Annotated in this window: 18 protein-coding genes; 11 read left to right on the top strand and 7 right to left on the bottom strand. The window is 68.8% G+C overall.

Going from position 1 to position 19,304, the window contains the following annotated elements; translation table 11 throughout:
• Positions 1–351 precede the first annotated feature (351 nt).
• On the top strand, positions 352–1,365 hold the full coding sequence (locus ACWEOI_RS24610) for a diguanylate cyclase domain-containing protein (RefSeq protein WP_433671678.1): 1,014 nt from the start codon (positions 352–354) through the stop codon (positions 1,363–1,365).
• Between the two features lie 68 nt (positions 1,366–1,433).
• Positions 1,434–2,270, top strand: coding sequence for a DUF1542 domain-containing protein (locus ACWEOI_RS24605; RefSeq protein WP_452361138.1), 837 nt, complete (start codon positions 1,434–1,436; stop codon positions 2,268–2,270).
• Here ACWEOI_RS24605 and ACWEOI_RS24600 read toward each other — a convergent pair.
• Positions 2,207–3,148 (bottom strand): alpha/beta fold hydrolase, encoded by a 942-nt coding sequence (locus ACWEOI_RS24600; RefSeq protein ID WP_433671680.1) that lies wholly within the window; start codon positions 3,146–3,148, stop codon positions 2,207–2,209. The two genes, ACWEOI_RS24605 and ACWEOI_RS24600, sit on opposite strands and share 64 nt — an antisense overlap.
• A 114-nt stretch (positions 3,149–3,262) precedes the next feature.
• Here ACWEOI_RS24600 and ACWEOI_RS24595 point away from each other — a divergent pair, with 114 nt between their 5' ends.
• Both ACWEOI_RS24595 and ACWEOI_RS24590 read left to right on the top strand, forming a co-directional pair.
• Positions 3,263–3,856 carry a TetR family transcriptional regulator gene (locus ACWEOI_RS24595; protein WP_433671682.1) on the top strand — a complete coding sequence of 198 codons (594 nt, stop codon included), beginning with the start codon at positions 3,263–3,265 and terminating at the stop codon, positions 3,854–3,856.
• A 111-nt stretch (positions 3,857–3,967) separates the two neighbouring features.
• Positions 3,968–4,663, top strand: coding sequence for a GAF domain-containing protein (locus ACWEOI_RS24590; RefSeq protein ID WP_452361137.1), 696 nt, complete (start codon positions 3,968–3,970; stop codon positions 4,661–4,663).
• 32 nt (positions 4,664–4,695) lie between these two features.
• On the opposite strand, the gene ACWEOI_RS24585 is transcribed toward ACWEOI_RS24590, so the two are convergent.
• Positions 4,696–5,400 carry a hypothetical protein gene (locus tag ACWEOI_RS24585; RefSeq protein WP_452361136.1) on the bottom strand — a complete coding sequence of 235 codons (705 nt, stop codon included), beginning with the start codon at positions 5,398–5,400 and terminating at the stop codon, positions 4,696–4,698.
• A 213-nt stretch (positions 5,401–5,613) separates the two neighbouring features.
• Here ACWEOI_RS24585 and ACWEOI_RS24580 point away from each other — a divergent pair, with 213 nt between their 5' ends.
• On the top strand, positions 5,614–6,087 hold the full coding sequence (locus tag ACWEOI_RS24580) for an NUDIX domain-containing protein (protein ID WP_452361135.1): 474 nt from the start codon (positions 5,614–5,616) through the stop codon (positions 6,085–6,087).
• 41 nt (positions 6,088–6,128) lie between these two features.
• Here ACWEOI_RS24580 and ACWEOI_RS24575 read toward each other — a convergent pair whose 3' ends face one another.
• On the bottom strand, positions 6,129–8,708 hold the full coding sequence (locus tag ACWEOI_RS24575) for a polynucleotide kinase-phosphatase (protein WP_452361134.1): 2,580 nt from the start codon (positions 8,706–8,708) through the stop codon (positions 6,129–6,131).
• Positions 8,708–10,237, bottom strand: a complete 1,530-nt coding sequence (locus tag ACWEOI_RS24570; protein WP_452361133.1) for a 3' terminal RNA ribose 2'-O-methyltransferase Hen1 — start codon at positions 10,235–10,237, stop codon at positions 8,708–8,710. Before ACWEOI_RS24570 ends, ACWEOI_RS24575 begins: the two co-directional genes overlap by 1 nt.
• A gap of 187 nt (positions 10,238–10,424) precedes the next feature.
• On the opposite strand from ACWEOI_RS24570, the gene ACWEOI_RS24565 reads away from it, so the two are divergent.
• From ACWEOI_RS24565 to clpX, 6 genes are all read left to right on the top strand, one after another.
• Complete coding sequence (locus ACWEOI_RS24565; protein ID WP_452361132.1) at positions 10,425–11,639, top strand: DUF7373 family lipoprotein; 1,215 nt, start codon at positions 10,425–10,427, stop codon at positions 11,637–11,639.
• Between the two features lie 126 nt (positions 11,640–11,765).
• On the top strand, positions 11,766–12,341 hold the full coding sequence (locus ACWEOI_RS24560; RefSeq protein ID WP_379270731.1) for an FKBP-type peptidyl-prolyl cis-trans isomerase: 576 nt from the start codon (positions 11,766–11,768) through the stop codon (positions 12,339–12,341).
• Positions 12,342–12,525: 184 nt separating this feature from the next.
• Positions 12,526–13,935, top strand: a complete 1,410-nt coding sequence (tig, locus tag ACWEOI_RS24555) for a trigger factor (protein ID WP_433671696.1) — start codon at positions 12,526–12,528, stop codon at positions 13,933–13,935.
• A 236-nt stretch (positions 13,936–14,171) separates the two neighbouring features.
• Positions 14,172–14,762, top strand: coding sequence for an ATP-dependent Clp protease proteolytic subunit (locus ACWEOI_RS24550; RefSeq protein ID WP_357090243.1), 591 nt, complete (start codon positions 14,172–14,174; stop codon positions 14,760–14,762).
• 37 nt (positions 14,763–14,799) lie between these two features.
• The gene (locus ACWEOI_RS24545) at positions 14,800–15,474 is read left to right on the top strand and encodes an ATP-dependent Clp protease proteolytic subunit (RefSeq protein WP_357090241.1); all 675 of its coding nucleotides are present in this window, start codon (positions 14,800–14,802) and stop codon (positions 15,472–15,474) included.
• 309 nt (positions 15,475–15,783) lie between these two features.
• Positions 15,784–17,064: an ATP-dependent Clp protease ATP-binding subunit ClpX gene (gene clpX, locus ACWEOI_RS24540; RefSeq protein ID WP_357090239.1), complete on the top strand. Its 1,281-nt coding sequence runs from the start codon at positions 15,784–15,786 to the stop codon at positions 17,062–17,064.
• Positions 17,065–17,400: 336 nt separating this feature from the next.
• Here the strand turns inward: clpX and ACWEOI_RS24535 are convergent, their stop codons facing one another.
• From ACWEOI_RS24535 to fdhD, 3 genes are all read right to left on the bottom strand, one after another.
• Positions 17,401–17,943, bottom strand: coding sequence for a hypothetical protein (locus ACWEOI_RS24535; RefSeq protein WP_433671698.1), 543 nt, complete (start codon positions 17,941–17,943; stop codon positions 17,401–17,403).
• A gap of 72 nt (positions 17,944–18,015) precedes the next feature.
• Complete coding sequence (locus tag ACWEOI_RS24530; RefSeq protein ID WP_357090235.1) at positions 18,016–18,387, bottom strand: nuclear transport factor 2 family protein; 372 nt, start codon at positions 18,385–18,387, stop codon at positions 18,016–18,018.
• Between the two features lie 102 nt (positions 18,388–18,489).
• Positions 18,490–19,302: a formate dehydrogenase accessory sulfurtransferase FdhD gene (gene fdhD, locus ACWEOI_RS24525; protein WP_452361131.1), complete on the bottom strand. Its 813-nt coding sequence runs from the start codon at positions 19,300–19,302 to the stop codon at positions 18,490–18,492.
• Positions 19,303–19,304: the final 2 nt, after the last annotated feature.

Raw genomic sequence — 19,304 nt, 5'->3', positions numbered from 1 at the left:
GAACCTCACTCCCGGAATGCCAATCAGGTCGCGTCTCCGCACGTCGCGGCCGGTCGGGACCGGCCTCCGGCGCGTCGCGGAAAACATGCCGAAATCGGGTGTAACACCGGAGCTCGGCCAGCGATGAGACATCCGATCGCCATTCGCGAGACAGTGGGAACCTGTTCTGAATCAGGGGTTTTCGATGTCGGGTGGCTTGCTAGGATCCTTTTTGTCCGGACGGGGGTATCTGGAAAGGGGGCGGTGAGCATGCACCACTGGTGTGGCCGACCGCGTAGTAGTGAGTTCGATCCGAAGGGCGTGACCGGCGCGCACGCCGGTCCTGGCATCACGTACGCAGGGTGAGCGCGCATGCCCATCCGTCTCGATACCCGAACCTCCGCCATCGTGGCGGCGACCATCCGGGAATGGGTGCGGTCGGTGCACCCCGGCGCGAGCAGCGCCGCGCTGGGCCAGGCGCCCAGCGTTCCCTCCGCTGACCTCGAGCGCATCTTCGGCGGCGTCATCGGCGAACTGCTGGAATTGGCGGGCTCCGAACCGTTTCCGGTGCGCTCGGCCCGCCGGATCGGCCGCAGCCTGGCCGACGCTCCGTTCGAGCGCACCCGCATGCTCGCCCCCGCCAGCCGAGCGCTGCTCGGACTCGCACCGGGCGTGCGCGGATCGCTGATCGCCACCCGCTGGTCGTTCATCGCCAGCCAGGCCATCGACGCCTACGCCGAGGCGCTGCAGCAGCGCGCCCTGGTCCAGCAGGAGCGCAGCCTGTCCGAGGCGGTGTCGGTGCGGGTGCAGGAGATCGCGGCCCTGCAGACCCGGCTGCGGCACGAGGCCACCCACGACGCGCTCACCGATCTGGCCAACCGCTCGCTGCTGCAGGAGCGGGTGCGGGTGATGGCCGCCGATCCGGCGCGCGGCGTCGGGCTGCTGCTCATCGACCTGGACGATTTCAAGGCGATCAACGACAACTACGGCCACACCGTCGGTGACGAGGTGCTGGTCAGCATCGCGCAGCGGCTGCGGGCGGCCTGTCCGCCGGAGACCGTGATCTCCCGCTACGGCGGCGACGAGTTCGTGGTGGCGCTGCCCGCGCGCCGCAATTCGCTCAGTGAGCTGGCCATGCGGGTGCTGGCGGCGCTGTGTGAGCCGGTGCCCACGGCTGCCGGATTCGTGCCCGCGTCGGCGAGTGTCGGGACCGCTTTCTGCCCGCCCGGTCGCGAGTGCGATTTCTCGGACCTGCTGCGTAGTGCGGATCGGGCCATGTACTCGGCGAAAACCGCTGGCAAACGACAGTTCGCGGTGTCGGAGCCGGACGAAGAGGAGGTTGATCCAGCCGGTCATACGACCCGTTTCGCGGCGGTAGCCGGATAGGCCGAGGATTCAGCGAGCCCGGAGCGAGTAGCAACTGGCTGGCGAATTTCGCCGCGTAGGCTGGTCGCGTGTCTACCGTCGCCGTTCTCCTGCTGATCATCGTCGTCGTGCTGCTGGCCGTGGTCGCGGTCAATCGCGGGCAACGCTCGCGGGCCGGGACCGAACTGGCCGACGCCAAGGCGGACGCGCGCCGGGTGATCGAGCGTCTCGGCGGCCAGGTCTACAACCTCACCGGCGGTGACGACGCCTCCAAGCAGGCGCTCGCCGACGCGGGGGAGCGGTTCAACGCCGCGGGCGCGCAGATCGAGCAGGCCGGGACCGCCGCACAGGCGCGGCTCGCGAAAGAGACGGCGCTCGAAGGGCTTTACTACGTGCGCGCGGCCCGCACCGCCATGGGAATGGATCCGGGCCCGGCCGTGCCCGAACTGGACGGGCAGCGCACCGCGGGTCGGGTGACCGAGGATCGGGCCATCGAATTCGAGGGGCGCCGGGTCGAGGCCTCGCCCATGCCGTCGCCGGCCACGCCGAACTACTACCCGGGTGGCCGGGTCGCGGGCCGGCCGGTACCTGCCGGTTGGTACTCCGAACCGTGGTGGAAGACCGCCCTGGTCGCCGGGGCCTGGGGCGTCGGGTCCGCACTGCTGTTCAATTCCCTGTTCAGCGGCATGTCCGGCGTCGGTTATGACGCGTCCGCCTTCGAAAGCGGTTACGGCGACGGCTATCAGGACGGCCTCGACGCCGCCGACGGCGGATATGCCGACGGCGGCTCGGACCAGGGCTCCTACGACCAGGGTGGCTACGACCAGGGCGGCTACGACCCCGGCACCCAGGACTTCGGTGGTCAGGACTTCGGCGGCGGCACCGATTTCGGCGATTTCGGCGGATTCGACGGCGGCGACTTCTGATCGTTCAGGAAGACCCGGATCGCCCGGATCAGCTGTTCGGGCTGATCCTCGGGTGAGAAGGTGCCCGAATCGTGGATCCACTCGATGCGCGCGTCCGGGAAGTCGACGGCCAATCGCTCGGCGTACCGCTCCGGGAAGAAGCGGTCACCCGCCGACCAGGCCAGCAGCACCGGGTTCTTGAAGTCCGCGAAAGTCCGTGCGGCGGACAGGGTGTACTGGCGATCGAGACCGGTGATCGCGCGCCGGACGTCCGCGCGGATGCCCTTCGCGCCGACCGGTAGCGCGTAGGAGTCGCTGGCCGCGCGGTCGATGGGGCGGCGGGCCAGCCAGCCGTAGGCGATGGGCAGGCGGCGGACGGGGCGCAGCCGCATGGTCGCGGCCAGCGAGGTGAGCGCGCCCGGGGTGCGGGCCGCCAGGCCCAGGTAGTCGAAGAACGACGGCGGGAAGTTCTCGTACGCGTCGCAGGAGGTCAGCACCAGCCGGGCGACGAGATCGGGGCGGGCGGCGAGCACCAGCTGGCTGACCGCGCCGCCGGAGTCGTTGCCCACCAGGGTGACCGGGCCCAGATCGAGCTCCTCGATGGCCGCGATGACCAGTTCGGCCAGGCCGGGTGGGGTCAGGTCCGCGTCGGGCATGGCCGTGGTGTGCGATCCGAACGGGAGGTCGATTGCCACGCAGCGGTATTCGCCGGAGAAGGCGGGGACGATCTTGCGCCACAGGTTGGCGTTGACCAGCAGTCCGTGCACGAAAACGATGGGATCGCCACTGCCGCTGTCGAAGACGGGCAGCGTGCCCTGCGGGAGCGCGAGTTCGCGGCGGGCGCCCAGTGCCGGATCGCGCCAGGCCGCGGGGGATTGGGGGGAGATGGTGTTCGTCATCTGTAGAACTCCCTCTGGAGTGGAGATGGTGAAGACCTTCTCAAACTAACAAACAGGCTGCCTGTTTTCAATGGTTCGGCGTTACGATCCACCTACCCGCTCAGAAAGGCGTCGATGATCAGGCAAGCCGAACGATCCGAGTCGACCCGCGCGAATCTGATGGCCGCAGCGCGCGAACTGTTCGCCGAACGCGGGTACGCCGCGGTCAGCACGCCCGAGATCGTGGAGCGGGCGGGCAGCTCCCGCGGCGCGCTGTACCACCAGTTCAAGGACAAGAAGGACCTGTTCCGCGCGGTCTACGAGCAGGAACAGCAGGCGATCCTGCAGCAGGTCGCCGAGACCATGGCCGAGGCCCCGCCCACCGACGCCATGGCCGTGCTGGAGGCGGGCCTGCACAACTTCCTGCTCTCCTGCGTCGACCCCGAACGCGTCCGCATCACCCTCATCGACGCCCCCGCGGTGCTCGGCTGGCAGGAGTGGCGTGAGGTCGACGAGAAGTACGGCCTCGGCCTGATCGTCGCGGGCCTGCAATCCGGAATCCAGACCGGGCAGCTGCGCGCCGATCTCGACATCCGGCCGCTGTCGCTGATGATCCTGTCCGCGCTCGGCGAGGCCGCCATGTTCATCGCCAACTCCGACGACCCCGAATCCGCCCGCGCCCGAACCGAACCCGCGGTGCTGGCACTGGTCGACGGCCTGCGGGTCTAGTCGGCGCACCCGTCGGCCCGGTTGCCGCCGTGGTCGCGGCGGAGGTTCTCCGCCGCGACACCCGGTCCGAGAGATACATATCCCGCCATTGCTCGTAGGTAGCCTTTGCGCATGTCCGAAGAGCGGTGGGGTGTCGTCCCGGATGAGGTGCGTGAGCTGAACGCCTCCCGGGAACGGCTACACGCGCTCGTCGAGGCCGTGTATACCGTGGTCTCCGCCGTCGACGTGGAACTCGTGCTGCACCAGCTGGTTACGGCGGCGGCCCGGCTGGTCGACGCCGAATACGGTGCGCTGGGTTTGCTGGAAGCCGATGACGGGAGCGGTGAGCAGCGGCCGGCGCGCTTCATCGCGGTCGGCATGGACGAGGAGACGATTCGCCGCATCGGGCACTGGCCGCGGGGGCGGGGGCTGCTCGGCCTCGTGCTGTCCGGGGACCACCCCGTGCGGCTGGCCAATCTCACCAAGCACCCGGCCTTCGAGGGCTGGCCCGCCGGGCATCCGGGCATGCGCAGCTTCCTCGGGGTGCCGGTGCGTTATCGCGATACCGTCCTCGGGAACCTGTATTTCACCAATAAGCGCGGCGGGCCGTTCAGCGACGAGGACGAGCGGATCATCGAGGCGCTCGCCGTGACCGCCGCCGTGAAGATCACCAATGTCCGGATGCACGACCAGGTGCGGCGCGATGCCGTACAGCGGCATCAGGATTCGGCCACCATCTTCTCGCTCCGGTCCGCCGCCGGAGCGCCGCCGAACTCGGCGGCACCCTCGAACTCGGGCCGGGATTCGACGGGCGCGGAACCGCGCTGATGTGGTGGGTTCCGATTCCGCGGGCCTGAGGATCAGTTGGCGGGCTGCGCCGGGGCGGCCGGAATCGGCGCGGTCGTGGTCTTGTCGGCCCACTTGGTGGTGCCGTCGGCCGCCTGCATGGTGGTGAGCAGGTCGATGCCATTCGCGATGAGGGTGGGTCCACCCACGGCGATCGAGCCGATGATGCCGCCGACGGTCGCGCCGGTCATGAAGCCCGGCAGGCAGCCCAGCGCCAGCGTGGCCACACAGCCGATGGTCGCGCCGATGGCGGTGCCGACGAAGGTGCCGATGGTGGTGGCCAGGCCGAACTGGCTGCTGAAGTTGTTCGTGGCGCGGTCGTTCTCCAGTTGCGAGGCAACGGGTTTCACGGCCAGCGGCTGCGACAGCGACACTCCGTCGGGCTTCGCGGGGGTGAGGGACAGGACGGTGCCGTCCTTCTGCACCTCCGGCTGGACCGGGATGTCGGTCTGCCCCAGATGGAATGCCAGCGGCAGCGACAGCAGCACCTTGCCGTCGCCGTCCTTCACGTTCACGACGTCCGGGCCCTGGGTCAGCTCGAAGGTGCCGCCCTTGAGGGTGGTGACCACCGCGCCGTTCACCAGCTTGGTCGAGTAGGCGAGGCCGGGGGCGTCGGCGGGCTGGGCGTTCGCCGGGACGGTTGCCGGCGGTAGGACTGCCGGGGTGACAAAAGCTCCGATCACCAGGGTGGTAGCCGCGGCGGCGCTGCGGAACTGCATGCGGTATCCAATCCGTCAACAGGTGTGGGGCGATACGAACCCAGGAGCTTAATGGAATTCGATGGTGCCGAACAGGTTTCGGGCGCAAGAGGCCACGCTGGGAATTATTCGTCCGTTATCGGGAAATGATCCCTAACGTCCGGGTTGCCGCAGTGTGGCTCACCATAGTGCCCGAAGTGTGCCCCGCGCCGCCGATTCGGCAAACTCCTCTCCATGAGCCTCAGATACAGCGCCGGCGTCCTGCTCTTCCGCCGCACCACCGGCCTCGAAGTGCTGCTCGGGCACATGGGCGGCCCGCTGTGGGCGAAGAAGGACGCCTCCGCCTGGTCCATCCCCAAGGGCGAATACGAGCCCGACGAGGAATCCGCGCGCGCGGCCGCCGGGCGCGAATTCGACGAAGAACTCGGATTACCGGTGCCCGACGGCGAGTGGATCGCCCTCGGCGACGTCGAATACGGGAGTGGCCGGGGCAGGAAACAACTCACGGTCTGGGCCGTGGAAGCCGATCTCGACCCGGCGCGAGTCGTGCCCGGGACCTTCGAAATGGAATGGCCCCCGCGCTCCGGGCGCATGGCGGAATTCCCGGAGATCGACCGCGTCGACTGGTTCGACCTCGACACCGCGCACGAGAAGCTCGGCAAGGGGCAGCGGCCCTACCTGGACCTCCTCCGCGACCAGCTGGGCTGAGCACGTCGCGTGGCACGCGGATGCGTGCCACGCGACGCCACTCACAGTCGTGGGTCCACCGGCTCGGTCTCGAGCGTGAGGATCGCGAACACCGCCTCGTGGACCCGCCACAGCGGCTCCCGGGCGACGAAGCGGTCCAGGGCCTCCAGCCCCAGCGCGTACTCGCGCAGGGCCATGGACCGTTTGCCGCCGAGCCCGCGCTGCCGCAGCCGGTCCAGCTGATCCGGGCGCAGGTACTCCGGGCCGTAGATGATCCGGAGGTATTCCGGCCCACGGCATTTCACGCCCGGCTGCACCGGCCTGCCACTGCGGGTGCCGGCGCCGGACACCAGCGAGCCCAGCGGCTTGACCACCATGCCCTCGCCGCCGGCCGCGGTCATCTCGGTCCACCAGGCCGTGGCGGCGGCCTCGGTCTCCGGGGCGGACAGGTCCACCACGCGGCGGGCCGTCGCGGTGAAGAGCTCCGGGTCGGCCGCGATCAGGCGGTCGATGCGCTCCAGGTGCCAGGTGTGGTCGCGCCCGGCGTAATTCGCGCCCGAGGCGGCCAGCAGCTGGAACGGGGCCAGACGCACGCCCTCCAGGCCGTCGGTGGGCCAGCAGTAGCGGCCGTAGGCGGCGGTGAAGGCGTCGGCGTCCTCGAGGCGCGCGGTGGTGCGCGCGGCGAGATCGCCTACCTCCACGCCTCTTTCGGCCGCGGCCGCCAGGACGGCCGAGGCGTCGGCGAGCGAGGCGCGAGCCGCCGCGCCGACCGCCGCGTACTGGGAGCGCAACAACCCCAGCGCCTTCGCCGACCACGGCAGCAGCTCGGTGTCCAGCAGCAGCCAGTCGGTGCCCAATTCCTCGAACAGCCCGGCAGTTTCGGCCGCCGCGCGCACCCGGGCGAGCAGGGCCTCGGTGCGCTCCGGATCGTCGAAGAAGGGACGGCCGGTGCGGGTGTACACCGCGCCCGTGCTGCCGTCCTCCACGCCGAACCGGTCGCGGGCCGCCTCGGCCGACCGCGAAACCGCCACCACCGCACGCGAACCCATGTGCTTCTCCTCGCACACCACGGTGTCCACGCCCTCGGAGCGGTAGTACTCGAAGGCCTGGGCCGGGTGCTCGAGATAGCCGTCCAGGGTGGAGGTGGCGCACGGGGACATGGTCGGCGGCAGGTACACCAGCCAGCGCGGATCCACGGCGAAGCGGCTCATCACCTCGAGCGCGGCGCTCGCGGCGTCCTCCCGCACGGTGACCCGGCCCAGGTGGCGGGTCTCCACCACCCGGCGGCCCAGCACGTCGTCGAGGTCCAGGACGCCCGGATCCCGCCGCACCACGGCCTCACCCGTGGCGAAGGTGGCGGCTTGCAGCGGGCGCACCGGTTCGAACCAGACCTGTTCGGCGGCAACCGATACCGGCTCCCGCTCCGGGTAGCGCAGGGCGGTCAGGCGGCCGCCGAACACCGCGCCGGTGTCCAGGCACAGGGTGTTGTTCACCCACACCAGTTCGGTCATCGGCGTGTGGCCGTAGAGCACCAGCGCCTTGCCGCGGTAGTCGTTGGCCCACGGGTAGCGCACCGGCAGCCCGTATTCGTCGGTCTCGCCGGTGGATTCGCCGTACATGGCGAACTCGCGCACCCGGCCCGAGGTGCGGCCCTGGTACTCCTCCTTCAGGCCGGCGTGCGCGACCACCAGGTCGCCGCCGTCGAGCACATAGTGGCTGACCAGACCGCGCATGAACTCCTGTGCGGCCTTGCGGAATTCGGCGTCCTCGGCCTCCAGCTGCGCCAGCGACTCGGCCAGGCCGTGCTTCACCGTGACGCGGCGGCCGTCGAGGGCGCGCACCAGTTTGAACTCGTGGTTGCCGGTGACGCACAGCGCGTTCCCGGACGCCACCATGCCCATCACCAGGCGCAGCACGCCCGGGGTGTCGGGCCCGCGGTCGACCAGGTCGCCGACGAACACCGCGGTGCGGCCGTCGGGGTGGCGGGCGTCCACCGGGCGATCCGCGTCGTCGCGGATCAGGACGTAGCCGAGCTCGCCCAGCAGCGTCTCCAGTTCGCTCCGGCAGCCGTGCACGTCACCGATCACATCGAACGGGCCGGTGAGATCGGTCCTGTCGTTCCACAGCCGTTCGTCGCGGATGGTCGCCGCCTCGACCTCGTCCACGCCGCGCAGCACGTGCACGGTGCGGAAACCCTCGCGCTCCAGGAACTTCAGCGAGCGCTTCAGGTCGCGCTGGTGGCGGCCGACCACGTGCGGGCCCAGATCCGCGCGGTCCACCCGCTGGGCATTGCGCTGCACGCAGACGTTCTCGGGGACGTCCAGCACGATCGCCACCGGCAGCACGTCGTGGGCGCGCGCCAGCTCCACCAGCGACTGCCGCGCCTTGGGCTGCACATTGGTGGCGTCGATGACCGTGCGCAGGCCGCGCCGCAGCCGTACGCCCGCCACGTGGTGCAGCAACTCGAACGCGGCCGCGGTGGCCGACTGATCGGCCTCGTCATCGCTGACCAGGCCGCGATAGGCGTCCGAGGACAGCACCGCCGTCGACCGGAAATGCTTGTGCGCGAACGTGGACTTGCCCGAACCGCTGCTGCCGATCAAGACGACCAGCGACAGCGCCGGGACGGACAGTTCTGCCATTACGCGGCTCCCTTCTCGTCGCCGTCGTGGTTCTCGGTGAACCCGTTGTTCCTGGTGAACACAGCCATCTGTGTCGAGGCCCCCACTTCCACATCCACGGGCCCCACCGGCTCGAAGCGCACGGCATACCCGTACGCCGCACCGACCCGGAGTGCCCAGTCCGCGAATTCTGCCCTGGTCCACTCGAATCGGTGATCCGAATGCCGGAACGCACCCGCGGCCAGACCGTCGTAGCGGACGTTGAACTCGCTGTTCGGCGTGGTCACGACCACCGCGCCCGGGGCCGCCGCCCCGAACACGGCCTGCTCCAGCGCTTTCAACCGGGTGGCGTCGACGTGCTCGATCACCTCCATGAGCACCGCCGCGTCGTACCCCTTCAGCGCGGCGTCGGTGTAGGTCAGCGCGCCCTGCCGGACCGTGACCCGCCGCGCCTGCCACTCCGGCAGTCGGCGGACCCGTCGCGCGGCGATCTTCAACTCGCGCATCGAGACATCGATGCCGACGATCTCGCCGAACGCCCGGTCCGTCGCCAGCTCCAGCAGCAGCGCGCCCTGACCGCATCCGAGATCGAGCACCCGGCTCGCCCCGGTCGCCAGCACGGCCCGATGCACGGCGGCGCGTCGCAGCACCGCCAGTGACGGGGCGTGCTCCTCGGTTTCGGCCGACTCGGCCGCATCGCCGTCGCTTCCGGCAGCGGCATCGCCCGTCGCTTCGGCAGCGGTATCCGCCGCGTCGTCAGCATCCACCTCGATCGCGTCGAGCTCTTCCGGGGCCGCGTCGTCCAGCTCGGCCAAGCGGGCCAGCGCCGTACGGACCAGGGTGTGGCGGCGCGTCAGATACCGGCGGGTGATCCACTCGCGTTCCGGGTGACCGGTGAGCCAGCCCTCGCCGAAGCGCAGGAGCTTGTCGATCTCGGCGGCGTCCAGCCAGTAGTGCTTGCTGCCGTCGAGGACGGGGAGCAGGACGTACAGATGGGCCAGCGCGTCGGCCAGGCGCAGCGTGCCGGTGAGTTCGATACGGACGTAGTGGGAGTCGCCCCACTCGGGAAAAGCGGGATCCAACGGCAGGGGAGTGGCCACGACCGTCCAGCCGAGCGGCGCGAAGACACGCTCGGCGTACTCGGGCCCGCTCTTACAGGGGACCGCCGGCAGTTCGATGCGCAGGTCCAGGGGCGTCTCGGCCAGCTCCGGACGCTGGGCGCAGCGGCCGTGCAGCGCGGAGCCGAACACGGTCGAGATCGCCACGGACAGCAGCGACGACGCCGCGTACGGCCGGTCGTTCACGTACTGGCCGAGGCTGAAGTCCGGTGTGCCCTTGGACTTTCCACGCACCAGCCGCACCGGGTCGATCTCCAGCAGCAGCGCCACGGTGCAACGGCCGTCGCTCGCCTCCGGGTAGAGGACGTGCGCGACACCGTAGGACTGCTCGAAAGTCTGTCTGCGCGAAGGATTCTTGTGCAGCAGATACCCCAGATCGGTGGCGGGCCATTCGGCTCCCACGGGGCGCGTACAAGAGATCGTCACCAGCATCCTGAGATGCTCCCGTAGGCCACGGGCGGTCGCAAACAATTTTCCGTCTACGGAAGCCGTTGCGGCGGGCCCGAATTGTCACGGACCGGTCGCGATGTCCCGATAACCGGTTGCCGCGGGTAATCGGTGCGCCCACACTCGGAAATCAAGCGGCTACGGGGGTGGCGGTATGCGCCGAAGTGATCCGATGAACCGGCGGGGGAATGCCGGACGACTTCCACTGGTGTCCGTCGCGGTGCTGGTCAGCGCCTGCGCCATCGCGGGCGCACCGCGCGCGGCCACACCGGAACTGCGCTCCCTGGATCTGGGCGGCTACAGCGGCCGGCCACTCGCGGCCCCCGGGGACACCGGCGAAACCTATACGCGGCTGCTGGAATCGGTCCGCATGGCCGACGCCGTCGTCTCGCCGCGCGACGTCGACCCCGCCCTGTCCCGGCTCTCGGCCATCCCGGTGCCGACGCCGACGGACGCGGTCGGCATCCTCGCCGAGGCGACCCGGCCGACCCTCACCGCGCACGGCATGCTGGCCGGATTCAGCATCGGCGGCACCGACGACCCGAGTGGCACCCCGACGGAGGGCGCGGCCACCGGACTGCGGATCACGGTGCTGCGCATGCGTGACCCCATGGCGGCCATCGACACCGCCCGCGAGATCGACGCCGCCGACGCCGCGGTCAATCGCGACAATGTCAGGGTCCAGTTCGCCGAATACTTTGCGACACACGGGCATTGGCGTCCGATGGTTCCGACCATGGCCGTCACGCTCGCCCACGGCCCCTACGTCGTGAGCCTCTTCATCGTCGATCGGACCACCGACCGCGCCGCCATGAAGACCCTCGCCGCTCGCGCTTTCGACGCGGAACTCCCACGGCTGGAGGCCTTCACGGCCACCGCGCCGGAGGCGCTCTCGGCGCTGACCCTCGACCCGGACGGCATGCTGTCGCGCCTGCTGCCCGCCCAGCCCGGACACTGGCCGTATCCCACGCTGTTCCAGGACGAATACGGCCTCATCGCGGGCTGGGGCGGGCCGCGGCGCGCCACCGGAGTCGTCTACGGTCCGGTCGTCGCCGGGCTGCTGATCGACCGTCCTGGTGAGGACAGCCTCGCGGTTCAGGCCGCGGCCGTCACGGATTCCACACGGCTGCTGCGTTTTTCCGATGCCGTCAGCGCACGGCACGCGCTGCGGCGGCTCTCGGAGCCGACCGCCACCCGAACCGTCGTACCCGCGCCCGACGGCGTCCCGGAAGCCGTCTGCCTGCGCGATGCCGATGCCGCGGCGCACAACGAATACACCTGCCTTGTACTGGACGGTCGCTATCTGGCCTCGGTATCCGGCCCCACCGAATCGGCCGTCCACCAGATGGCCGCCGCCCAGTACGCCATCCTCGTCAGCGCCCGCTGACCACACCCGGCGCGCCGCCGAAACCCTTGCGGGCGCGCCCCGACCGGCTCGACCGCCCGAAGCCGTGTAGGTTCGGCGCGGCGTCGCAATCTGTGCGGCAACCGGACTCGACGGACAGGAGCGGGAATGCGCTTGGTGGGCAAGGTCGGTGTGATCGGTGCGGTCGCGGCCGCCACGATGCTGGCGGCCGGTTGCGGTGGCAGCAGCGACAACAAGGCGTCGTCGACCACGACGACGACCGCCGCCGCTTCGACCAGCGCGGCCGCCACCACGGCCGCGAGCAAGGGCCGCGAGTGCACCGCCGAGGACATCAAGGTGGACGGCGGCTTCGGCACCGCGCCGACCATCACGCTGCCCGCCGACTGCGATCCGCCCAAGGAGCTCATCACCAAGGACCTGGTCGTGGGCAGTGGCCCCGAGGCCAAGGCCGGGGACAAGCTGAGCACCAACTACACGCTGATCACCTGGTCCAACCAGAAGAAGCTGGACAGCTCCTTCGACCGCGGCAAGCCGCTGCCCCTCACGCTGGGCGCGGGCCAGGTCATCAAGGGCTGGGACCAGGGCCTGGTCGGCATCCAGGAGGGCAGCCGCCGGCTGCTCATCATCCCGCCCGCCCTCGGCTACGGCGACCGCCCGCCGAGCGGCATGAAGCCGGGCGAGACGCTGGTCTTCGTGACCGACGCCGTCAAGGTCGGTAGCTGAGATAAACCGCCAGTACCAGGGCGACCGGTCCACCGACCGGCCGCCCCGGTGCCCTGTGCGGCATTCGGGCGCCCCCTGCGCGACGACCGGTTACACGGCCCCCCGGGCCGTCAACTAACCTGGTCGGGATGCGTTCGGGGGGAACCTAGACGTCAACCATGAACAACGAACAAGGAGCATGTCCGTGAAGAGCACCGTCGAGCAGCTGAGCCCGACTCGGGTCCGCATCAATGTCGAGGTGCCCTTCGAGGAGCTCAAGCCGGACTTCGACCGCGCCTACAAGGCTCTCGCGCAGCAGATCCGTATCCCCGGCTTCCGTCCGGGCAAGGCGCCGGCCAAGCTTCTCGAGGCCCGTGTCGGCCGTGGCGCCGTGCTGGAGCAGGTCGTCAACGACGTGCTGCCCAAGCGCTACAGCGAAGCCGTGATCGAGACCGAGGTGAAGGTCATCGGTCAGCCGGAGATCGAGATCACCAAGATCGAGGACGGCCAGGAGCTGGCCTTCACCGCCGAGGTCGACATCCGCCCGGAGATCACCCTGCCGGACTTCTCGGCCGTCGCCGTCACCGTCGACCCGATCGAGATCACCGACGCCGACATCGACGAGCAGCTGCAGTCGCTGCGTCAGCGCTTCGGCACCCTGACCGCGGTCGAGCGGGCCATCGAGAACGGTGACTTCGTCTCCATCGACCTGTCCGCCACCGTCGACGGCGAGGCCGTCGAGGAGGCCTCCACCACCGGCCTGTCCCACGAGGTCGGCTCCGGCCAGCTCATCGAGGGCCTGGACGAGACCCTGATCGGCCTCAAGGAGAGCGAGTCCAAGGACTTCACCTCCAAGCTGGTCGCCGGTGAGCACGCGGGCAAGGAAGCCGTCATCACCGTGACCGTGCAGTCGGTCAAGGAGCGCGAGCTGCCCGAGGCCGACGACGAGTTCGCCCAGCTGGCCAGCGAGTTCGACACCATCGACGAGCTGAAGGAAGACCTCAAGACCCGCGTCGAGCGCGTCAAGAAGGTCACCCAGGCCGGCGAGATCCGCGACAAGGTGCTCGAGCAGCTGCTCGAGACCGTCGAGATCCCGCTGCCCGAGGGCGTCGTCAAGGCCGAGATCGACGCCGTCGAGCACGACGCCGTCCACGGCTTCGACCACGACGAGGCCAAACTGGCCGAGGCGCTCGAGGCGCAGGGCTCCTCGCTCGAGGAGTTCAAGGCCGACACCAAGCAGGCCGCCGAGAAGTCGGTCAAGACCCAGCTGCTGCTGGACGCCGTCGCCGAGGCCGAGAACACCCAGGTCGGCCAGGACGAGCTGTACGAGCGGATCATCTTCCAGGCGCAGCGCTACGGCATGAGCCCGGACCAGTTCATCCAGCAGATCCAGCAGGCCGGCCAGCTCGGCGCCGTCTTCGCCGACGTGCGTCGCGGCAAGGCCCTCGCCGGTGTCGTGGTCCAGGCCGCCGTCACCGACACCGCCGGCAACACCGTGGACACCGCCGAGATGTTCGGCAACCCGGCCGACGAGGCCGAGGAGGTCTCCGCCGAGGAGCTGGCGACCGTCGCCGACGCCACCGAGGCCGCCGAGGCCGAGGCCGAGGCCAAGTAAGAATTTCATCGCACCCCTGTGTACGGGGGTTCTCGGGGTGACACCCCCGAGAACCCCCGTACACCGGAACGCGAAGCGTTGACGTAAGTTTGCGCTGTGAGCGAAGCAGGGCGGTACCGGGAGTTCGGTGCCGCCCTGCTTCGTTAGGGTTTGTGTCAGCGAATCAGTAGGGGCTTGTTAACCGAGCCGTTGAGAGAGGGCAGGTATCCGTGACAATTCATCAGGCAGGGGTGCGCATGACATCCGCGACTGCTGGTCTGAACCTCAGTGATTCGGTGTACGAGCGCCTGCTGCGCGAGCGCATCATCTTCCTGGGCACTCAGGTCGACGACGACATCGCCAACAAGCTGTGCGCGCAGATCCTGCTGCTGACGGCCGAGGACCCGACCAAGGACATCTCGCTCTACATCAACTCCCCGGGTGGTTCGGTGACCGCCGGCATGGCCATCTACGACACCATGCAGTTCGCCGAATGCGACATCCGGACCGTCGGCATGGGTCTGGCCGCCTCCATGGGCCAGTTCCTGCTCGCCGCGGGCACCAAGGGCAAGCGCTACGCGCTGCCGCACGCGCGGATCATGATGCACCAGCCGTCGGCCGGTCTCGGTGGTTCGGCCGCCGACATCGCCATCCAGGCCGAGCAGTTCGCCTACACCAAGCGTGAGCTGAACGAGCTGCAGTCCCAGCACACCGGCAAGTCCATCGAGCAGGTCACCGCCGATGCCGACCGCGACCGCTGGTTCACCGCCGCAGAGGCGCTCGACTACGGCTTCATCGACCATGTGGTCACCCACGCCAGCCAGGCGAACGGCAGCAGCAGCAAGTAGTTCCGCAGCCCACCACACAGACTTTGGAGAGACGTTTATGTCCAACATGATCGATCCGCGGGCCGCGGGCATCACTTTCGCCGCCGCCGGTAACCTGCCGCAGTCGCGCTACATCCTGCCGCAGTTCACCGAGCAGACCAGCTTCGGCGTCAAGACCTCGGACCCGTACAACAAGCTGTTCGAGGAGCGAATCATCTTCCTGGGCAACCAGGTCGACGATGTCTCCGCCAACGACATCATGGCGCAGCTGCTGGTGCTCGAGTCCCAGGACCCGGACCGCGACATCACCATGTACATCAACTCGCCCGGCGGCTCGTTCACCGCGCTGATGGCCATCTACGACACCATGCAGTACGTGCGCGCCGACGTCGCCACCGTCTGCCTGGGCCAGGCCGCCTCGGCCGCCGCGGTCATCCTCGCGGCCGGCGCCCCCGGCAAGCGCGCCGCGCTGCCCAACGCCCGCATCCTGATCCACCAGCCGTCCACCTCGGGCGGCATCCAGGGCCAGGTCTCCGACCTCGAGATCCAGGCCGCCGAGATCGAGCGCATGCGTCGCCTCATGGAGACCACGCTGGCTCGCCACACCGGCAAGGACTCGGACGTCATCCGCAAGGACACCGACCGCGACAAGATCCTCACCGCCGAAGAGGCGAAGGGCTACGGGATCGTGGACACGGTGTTCGAGTACCGCAAGCTCAGCGCCCAGAAGTGAGCTGGGCGGGTGGCGGGGTCGCGGCGTGCCGCGAACGTCCCGCCACCCGGGCAGAGGTGAGTCCACGCACATGTCCGGCGAGAAACGTGCCCAAGTTGTCGACCTCGGTCACGCGAAACGGGTACGGTCACTCTAGGGACCTTTGCTCGTGGTTGTCGGCTCTGCTCTTCGTTCGAAATCAGGTTTGGATAGACAGCCGAATCGCCGGATCCGCAAAATCAGGGGTCGCGGCATACGCTCGAAGAAGGCAGCTCGCCGACAACCGGGGACAGACGGTTGCACGCGGACAAGGAAGTAGGGACCCAGGAGATGGCGCGCATCGGTGATGGCGGCGATCTGTTGAAGTGCTCGTTCTGCGGAAAGAGCCAGAAGCAGGTCAAGAAGCTCATTGCGGGACCGGGGGTGTACATCTGCGACGAGTGCATCGACCTGTGCAACGAGATCATCGAGGAAGAGCTCGCCGAATCCAGCGAGGTCAAGCTCGACGAACTCCCCAAGCCCGCGGAAATCCGGGACTTCCTGGAGCAGTACGTGATCGGGCAGGATTCCGCGAAGCGGACGCTCGCGGTGGCGGTCTACAACCACTACAAGCGCATTCAGGCGGGCGACAAGGGCCGCGACTCCCGGGGTGAACCGGTCGAGTTGGCCAAGTCCAACATCCTGATGCTCGGCCCCACCGGCTGTGGCAAGACCTACCTGGCACAGACGCTGGCGAAGATGCTGAACGTGCCGTTCGCCATCGCCGACGCCACCGCGCTGACCGAGGCCGGCTACGTCGGTGAGGATGTCGAGAACATCCTGCTCAAGCTGATCCAGGCCGCCGACTACGACGTCAAGCGCGCCGAGACGGGCATCATCTACATCGACGAGGTCGACAAGATCGCCCGCAAGTCGGAGAACCCGTCCATCACCCGCGACGTCTCCGGTGAGGGCGTGCAGCAGGCGCTGCTGAAGATCCTGGAAGGCACCCAGGCCTCGGTGCCGCCGCAGGGCGGCCGCAAGCACCCGCACCAGGAATTCATCCAGATCGACACCACGAATGTGCTGTTCATCGTGGCGGGCGCGTTCGCCGGCCTGGAGCGCATCGTGCAGGACCGGGTCGGCAAGCGCGGCATCGGTTTCGGCGCGGAGGTCCGGTCCAAGGCCGAGATCGACACCGCCGACCACTTCGCCGAGGTCATGCCCGAGGATCTGATCAAGTTCGGTCTGATCCCCGAGTTCATCGGCCGTCTGCCCGTCGTCGCCTCGGTCACCAACCTGGACAAGGAATCCCTGGTCCGGATTCTGGCCGAGCCGAAGAACGCCCTGGTGAAGCAGTACGTGCGCCTGTTCGAGATGGACGGCGTGGATCTGGAGTTCACCCAGGACGCCCTGGAAGCCGTTGCGGATCAGGCGATCCTGCGTGGCACCGGCGCCCGCGGTCTGCGCGCCATCATGGAGGAAGTCCTCCTCCCGGTCATGTACGACATCCCCAGCCGGGATGACGTGGCCAAGGTGGTCGTCAACGCCGACACGGTGAACGACAATGTGCTGCCGACCATCGTGCCGCGCAAGCGCTCGGCCCCCGAGCGCCGCGAGAAGTCGGCGTAGCCCGACCCGAACGACACCGGCTCCGCGAGATTCCTCTCGCGGAGCCGGTTCCTTTGTGCCGTTGTGGTTCGGTCGGCGGAGAAGTCGTCGTAGGTCGCTGCGCCGGGCGCTGACCAGCCGCCGTGCGCGAACCCGACCGACAGTTCGTTGGTGTTCTGCTGTGGGCTCCGTCCGTTTCCGGATAGCCGTGGAGTCGGTGACGGTCGGGGTGAGCCGACTGTGCCCGTGTCGAGAATCGCCGTTGATCCTCCGTGGTTCGCCGTTGAACCTTTACTCCGCTACTCCGAAAATCGGTGCGTTCGGGTCACCTGTTACGACGACGCGACCACGGAGAATTCATCGCTGGGCGGTATTGCCGCGGCGGGGGAATTTGAACGTGAAGGGGGCCGGTTCCGGGACCGGGAACCGCTCACGCGGGGCTACCAGCAGGACGGCCAGGGCGAGCGCCGGGAGCAGCAGGGCCGCGAAGAGCGACAGGCCGTAGCTGAGGCCGCTGAGCGCGTCCGGCCGGTGGAAGGCGTGGTACAGGAAATGTGGGAGGCCGAAGACCAGCCAGCCCAGTCCGGAGACCCGGGCGATGACGCTGTCGCGGTAGTAGAGCGCGGCGGCGGAGACGGCGCCCAGCGCGAGGAAGAAGGCCCCCACGTCGGCGGCCAGGTGATGGTTGTAGGGCCCGTCGGCGCGCACCCAGCGCAGCCCGAATCCCGGATAGCTGTCGTAGAACGATTCCGGGGCGATCACCGCCCACAGTCCGGTGACCAGGCCGGTCGCGGTGAGCACCCCCAGCATGATGAGCAGGGCGATCCAGCGCCGCCGGTTGATCTCCAGCCGCATACTGATCCGCACCCCGTCACCGGTGCCGCGCAACGAGATCCGCACAGGCCCTCCCACCCTCGCCGAATCACTGTGCTGTCACCGTAATTCGGGCGGGGGTGAGGGGCAAGCCTGTGGCTAGATCTGCTCCATCTTCAGGTCGTCCTGACCCCAGTAGGCGCGCATCTTGATGATCTTGCCTTCGTCGTTCAGCTCCATCACGTCGATGGGCGCCAGGGTCATGCGGTGCCCGTTGGACACGGTGACCAGGGTGAAGTGGGCCGCGACGTGGTTGCCGGCCACCTTGACGGTGTGCAGCTCGGTCTCGCGCTCGAGGTTCTCCAGCGCCTTGTACAGCTCGCCGATGGCCTCGTGGCCACGACGTTCGGGGCTGCCGATCGGGTCCTCGATCACGGCGTCCTCGGCGTACAGGTCGAGGATCGCCGAGGTCGGGCCGGTCGCGACCAGCTTCACGTACTGCTCCACGACATCCCGGGGCTGCGCTGCCATAGGGGTTCTCCCATCAGAATTGAAACGTGTTCTATTGCGGAGACTAGCAGCCGGAGCGGCGGAAAGGACCCCGCTGCCTCACCCTGTGGAACACCGCGGGCATCACAGTGCGATGCGGTCCTCGCCGGTGTAGATGTTCATGGTTTCACCGCGTAGGAAACCGACCAGGGACAGGCCGGAATCGGCGGCCAGATCCACCGCCAGCGAGCTGGGGGCCGACACCGCGCCCAGCACCGGAATGCCCGCCATGACGGCCTTCTGGACCAGCTCGAAGGAGGCGCGGCCACTCACCATGAGGATGAGATCGCTTGCGGGGAGCCGATTCTCGCGCAAGGCCCAGCCGACCAGCTTGTCCACGGCATTGTGCCGGCCGATATCCTCGCGCACCGCCACGGCCTCGCCGTCGGCGGTGAACAGGCCCGCGCCGTGCAGGCCGCCGGTGGCGTCGAAAACCTGCTGGCGGGAACGGAGTTCGGCCGGGAGCTTGGCGAGGGTGTGCACATCGATGCGGGGCGCGCCCGCCGGGATCTCGTGGCGGATACGGGTCCGGACCTCGTCCAGGGCCGTCTTCCCGCACAGGCCGCACGAGCTGTTGGTCAGGAACGGCCTGGGCTGGATCGGCACCGGATTCCGCAGCTGGACGTCGAGGACGTTGTAGGTGTTCTGCCCGTTCTCGTCGGTGCCCGCGCAGTAGCGGGCGCTGACGATGTCCTCGGCCGTGTCGATGACACCCTCGGCGTAGAGGAAGCCGTGCACCAGATCGATGTCCGCGCCCGGCGTCCGCATGGTGACCGTCAGTGACTGCCCGCCGGTGCGGATCTCCAGGGGCTCCTCGACGGCCAGGGTGTCCGGCCGCGTGATGGTGCCGTGCGGGGAGATGCGCAGCGTGCGGCGGCGTGCGGTGACTCGGCTCATGC

The organism is Nocardia sp. NPDC004340 (assembly GCF_053602575.1).
Note: the sequence above shows the minus strand (reverse complement) of the source record. Positions and strands in the feature narration are given on the sequence as shown.

Bases quoted from the DNA above. Each gene is read 5' to 3' on its own strand.
- ACWEOI_RS24580 (WP_452361135.1), top strand. From the start codon at position 5,614: ATGAGCCTCAGATACAGCGCCGGCGTCCTGCTCTTCCGCCGCACCACC.
- clpX (WP_357090239.1), top strand. From the start codon at position 15,784: ATGGCGCGCATCGGTGATGGCGGCGATCTGTTGAAGTGCTCGTTCTGC.
- ACWEOI_RS24560 (WP_379270731.1), top strand. From the start codon at position 11,766: ATGCGCTTGGTGGGCAAGGTCGGTGTGATCGGTGCGGTCGCGGCCGCC.
- fdhD (WP_452361131.1), bottom strand. From the start codon at position 19,302: ATGAGCCGAGTCACCGCACGCCGCCGCACGCTGCGCATCTCCCCGCAC.
- ACWEOI_RS24600 (WP_433671680.1), bottom strand. From the start codon at position 3,148: ATGACGAACACCATCTCCCCCCAATCCCCCGCGGCCTGGCGCGATCCG.
- ACWEOI_RS24595 (WP_433671682.1), top strand. From the start codon at position 3,263: ATGATCAGGCAAGCCGAACGATCCGAGTCGACCCGCGCGAATCTGATG.
- ACWEOI_RS24610 (WP_433671678.1), top strand. From the start codon at position 352: ATGCCCATCCGTCTCGATACCCGAACCTCCGCCATCGTGGCGGCGACC.
- ACWEOI_RS24545 (WP_357090241.1), top strand. From the start codon at position 14,800: ATGTCCAACATGATCGATCCGCGGGCCGCGGGCATCACTTTCGCCGCC.
- ACWEOI_RS24585 (WP_452361136.1), bottom strand. From the start codon at position 5,400: ATGCAGTTCCGCAGCGCCGCCGCGGCTACCACCCTGGTGATCGGAGCT.
- ACWEOI_RS24590 (WP_452361137.1), top strand. From the start codon at position 3,968: ATGTCCGAAGAGCGGTGGGGTGTCGTCCCGGATGAGGTGCGTGAGCTG.
- ACWEOI_RS24575 (WP_452361134.1), bottom strand. From the start codon at position 8,708: ATGGCAGAACTGTCCGTCCCGGCGCTGTCGCTGGTCGTCTTGATCGGC.
- ACWEOI_RS24550 (WP_357090243.1), top strand. From the start codon at position 14,172: ATGACATCCGCGACTGCTGGTCTGAACCTCAGTGATTCGGTGTACGAG.
- ACWEOI_RS24565 (WP_452361132.1), top strand. From the start codon at position 10,425: ATGAACCGGCGGGGGAATGCCGGACGACTTCCACTGGTGTCCGTCGCG.
- ACWEOI_RS24530 (WP_357090235.1), bottom strand. From the start codon at position 18,387: ATGGCAGCGCAGCCCCGGGATGTCGTGGAGCAGTACGTGAAGCTGGTC.
- ACWEOI_RS24570 (WP_452361133.1), bottom strand. From the start codon at position 10,237: ATGCTGGTGACGATCTCTTGTACGCGCCCCGTGGGAGCCGAATGGCCC.